At 45.5% G+C, this 3,409-nt stretch carries 5 protein-coding genes; 4 read left to right on the forward strand and 1 reads right to left on the reverse strand.

Features of this window, described 5'->3' with window-relative positions; all coding sequences use genetic code 11:
* Positions 1 to 116: 116 nt before the first annotated feature.
* Positions 117 to 566, reverse strand: a complete 450-nt coding sequence (locus VN105_RS27630) for a hypothetical protein (RefSeq protein ID WP_325646354.1) — start codon at positions 564 to 566, stop codon at positions 117 to 119.
* Positions 567 to 675: 109 nt separating this feature from the next.
* On the opposite strand from VN105_RS27630, the gene VN105_RS27635 reads away from it, so the two are divergent.
* From VN105_RS27635 to VN105_RS27650, 4 genes are all read left to right on the forward strand, one after another.
* A complete protein-coding gene (locus VN105_RS27635) occupies positions 676 to 1,428 on the forward strand; it encodes an XRE family transcriptional regulator (RefSeq protein ID WP_325646356.1) in 753 nt (250 codons plus the stop codon).
* A 133-nt stretch (positions 1,429 to 1,561) separates the two neighbouring features.
* Entirely contained in the window at positions 1,562 to 1,888 is a 327-nt protein-coding gene (locus VN105_RS27640) for a cupin domain-containing protein (RefSeq protein ID WP_325646358.1), read from the forward strand.
* 71 nt (positions 1,889 to 1,959) lie between these two features.
* Positions 1,960 to 2,157 (forward strand): 30S ribosomal protein S21, encoded by a 198-nt coding sequence (rpsU, locus tag VN105_RS27645; protein ID WP_079470678.1) that lies wholly within the window; start codon positions 1,960 to 1,962, stop codon positions 2,155 to 2,157.
* Positions 2,158 to 2,243: 86 nt separating this feature from the next.
* Positions 2,244 to 3,185, forward strand: a complete 942-nt coding sequence (locus VN105_RS27650) for a tyrosine-type recombinase/integrase (RefSeq protein WP_414647271.1) — start codon at positions 2,244 to 2,246, stop codon at positions 3,183 to 3,185.
* The last annotated feature ends 224 nt before the right edge of the window (positions 3,186 to 3,409 follow it).

Consider the following 3,409-nt stretch of genomic DNA (forward strand, 5'->3'; position numbering starts at 1 on the left):
GACAAGGACGCCATTTAATTTTATAAAGAGGGCAAGTGCCCTGTATATGCCTGAAATTCTATGAGCGCACACACCCTTTTATGAAGAAGAGCATCCGCCTTTATGCGGGAAAGGGCTTAGAACCAGCCTTTGCCCAGTGCAGCCCTGAACGGCCATGGAATGAGCGCCAGGATAACGATGAAGGCAAGTCCGAAAAAGATCAGGCCCAGCTTATGTTTCTGTGCATCTGAAACGGCTTTCTTAATTTTTGATTTACCAATATGTACCAGTGCAATGGCGATGATGGCCATTGTTTCATGCTCCACGGTAAAGAAGCGTAAAACGGGATCTTTCATGGCGCCTCCCATATCGGCGATACCTGCTTTGGAGAGGGGGCTCAGGAAAAAAAGGATCAATCCTGCCACCAGTTGGAGATCGCAGAAGATCATGAAGAAAAGGCCGGCCTTTTTGTCTGCTGCAGTATATGGTGTATTACCTGTTACGCCTTTCAGGGAGCGGATAACCGCCCAGAGCCCGGCCAGCAATATAGCCCATCTCAGGAACGAGTGTACATAGTTTATTAACATATCGAGTTGGATTTTACCGGGCAAAAATAAGCCACGCTACCCGAATATATTTGGTAAATGATAAAAATATTTGCTAATTTTGTTAGCAAGGTACTAAATTATTTAGGTTATGTCCGTAGTATGTCAGAATTTGAAATACCTGCGTAAGCAAAAAGCCTGGACGCAGCAAGAGTTTGCCGATAAGCTCGGTATCAAGCGTTCGTTGCTGGGTGCATATGAGGAAGAGCGTGCAGAGCCCCGTACAGAGATCCTGGAACAGGTAAGTGATATGTTCCGGGTATCTATTGATGATCTGCTCCGCCGTGATCTCGGCTCCCAGAAAGATAATTTCCTGGAGAAGCGCCGGCAGCTAAAGCTGGGAAGCTCCCGTCAGGCGATCCATTTTGTGCCGGTAAAAGCGGCAGCCGGTTACCTGGCCGGTTATAATGACGATGAGTTCATTGAAGAGCTGAACACCTTTACCCTGCCTATGCTGGGAGCGGGGGATTACAGGGCTTTTGAAATAGCGGGAGATTCTATGCTGCCTGTTACTTCCGGATCTGTGATCGTTTGCCACAAGATAGAGGGGTGGGAAGAGATCAAGAACAATGAAACCTATGTGGTGATTACTTCCAGGGAAGGCATTGTTTTTAAGCGGATCCTGAAGAATAACCGCTCTAAATCGAAGATTACGCTGGTATCTGACAACCCGCAATTTGAGCCTTACGGTGTAGACATGGAAGAAGTGCTGGAATTATGGCAGTCAGATGCGGTGATCAGCAAAGCCGGGCAACAAAGCCGGATGAGTGTGAACCACCTGGCGGATATGGTAAGCCATCTGCAGGACCAGGTAAGCTTGTTGAAGAAGAAGCTGAAAGATTAAACCTGCCAGGTAAGGAAGCAATAGGGCTCTTTTCAGGGTTTCCGTTGGCACATGCCTCCGGTCCAGTCGTCATGCTATCTCGTAATTCTTTCTTAATTTCGGTTATCTGAGAACACGTTAAATCAACCACAGGATGAGATTTCATGTTTCTTTTGCCGAGTCGTTACGACAATTGGAGAAAAGCGATGATGATTTCGCAGTATTGTTTGAGCACGGTTCCATGCGGGGGATCATTTTTGGTCCGGATGAGATAGATGGGCAGGAGCCACATATACAGGACGAGATTTACCTGGTGATGCGGGGAAGTGGGGAATTTGAAATGGAGGACCAGGTGGTAACGGTAGGCATAGGAGATTTCCTGTTTGTGCCTGCCGGGTCATCGCACCGGTTCCGGAATTTTACACCCGATTTGCTGTTATGGGTGATATTATATGGAGAAGAAGGCGGGGAAATGGAATAATTCTTATGGTCTTTTGTTTTTTTACAAATCTTGTGTTATCTTTGCGTTCCTAAAAATAAGAGGCAAAAATTATGTTGATCATTGATTCTAAAGATTGCGAAAACATAGACAAGGCGCTTAAAAAGTATAAAAAGAAGTTTGAAAAAGCTCGCATTTTACTGCAGTTGAGAACGCGCCAGTCTTTTACTAAACCATCTGTTAAACGTCGTAACCAGGTGTTAAAAGCCGTTTACAAGCAACAGCTGGCAACAGGTAAATTTGAAGATTAATATTGCTCAGGCGATAAGCCTTTAGCAGCTCAAAATATTTGATGATTGTAAGGTTATTTAATAACTTTACAATCATCAATCTTTTTGTGTTGAACGAGCCATTACATTCCTTAGCAGAGCGGTTCATATCCTATATCCAGCTCGAAAAGCGGTACTCAGCGCATACCTGCACTGCCTATCGCAACGATCTTTCCCAGTTTTTTGATTATGTGACCCTTAGCTACGGCGGTATTGCGGTTGGCGATATCAGTCATATTATGATCCGCAGCTGGCTGGCAAAGCTCATGGAAGATGCCATGACTGCCAAAAGTGTTAATCGGAAGATCTCCACACTCAAATCTTTTTTCAAATTCTGTTTGCGTCAGGGGCTGATTAAACAGTCGCCCATGATCAGGGTTATTGCGCCCAAGATCAGCCGTCGCCTGCCCGGGTACATTGAGGAGAAAGGCATGCGGGCGCTGGAAGATAATGTGAGCCCTGCCCCGGTTATTTCCCCGTACATTTTCGCCGGCGATTTCGAAGGCATCACGCATCGGTTGATCTTTGAAATCTTTTACCAGACAGGCATCCGTTTGTCGGAGTTGATTGCTTTGCAGGAATCCAGGGTAGATGACGGGAACCGGTCATTAAAGGTAATGGGGAAAGGAGGGAAGGAGCGGATTATACCGGTGAGCCCGGAACTGCTGGTGCAGATACACGGGTATATGGAAGAGAAGCGCCGCCAGCTGGAGGGATTTGAGAGCGGGGTGTTGCTGGTGCATCCGCACAGTGGCAGGCGTTTATATCCGAAGTACGTGTACCTGACGGTGCGGAGGTATCTTACAGCGCACCAGATCACTACATTAAAGAAGAAGAGCCCGCATATATTAAGGCACACCTTTGCCACACATCTTGCCAATAACGGAGCGGATCTGAATGCGATCAAAGAGTTGCTGGGACATTCCAGTCTGGCTGCCACGCAGGTTTATACGCACAATACCATTGAACAGTTAAAGAAGGTATATAAGCAGGCGCACCCGAAGGCGTAGCCATTTATTTTAAGCTTTTAACAAAATATTACGCAGCTAAACAGCATTGCATTGCAAAAGTGACTATATTAGTAATCAAGTTCATTATACTAAAGAGAATGCCTATGACCTTCCTTTACTAACTAGAACCTAGATTGTTAAATATTTAAAAAATTAGTGCTATGAACGTACAAATTCAAACTGTGCATTTTGATGCTGATTCCAAATTGATAGATCATGTGAAC

The organism is Chitinophaga sp. (assembly GCF_035564935.1).
Lineage (GTDB): Bacteria > Bacteroidota > Bacteroidia > Chitinophagales > Chitinophagaceae > Chitinophaga.

Coding starts and splice junctions, on each gene's coding strand:
- VN105_RS27630 (WP_325646354.1), bottom strand. CDS start 566: ATGTTAATAAACTATGTACACTCGTTCCTGAGATGGGCTATATTGCTG.
- VN105_RS27635 (WP_325646356.1), top strand. CDS start 676: ATGTCCGTAGTATGTCAGAATTTGAAATACCTGCGTAAGCAAAAAGCC.
- VN105_RS27640 (WP_325646358.1), top strand. CDS start 1,562: ATGAGATTTCATGTTTCTTTTGCCGAGTCGTTACGACAATTGGAGAAA.
- rpsU (WP_079470678.1), top strand. CDS start 1,960: ATGTTGATCATTGATTCTAAAGATTGCGAAAACATAGACAAGGCGCTT.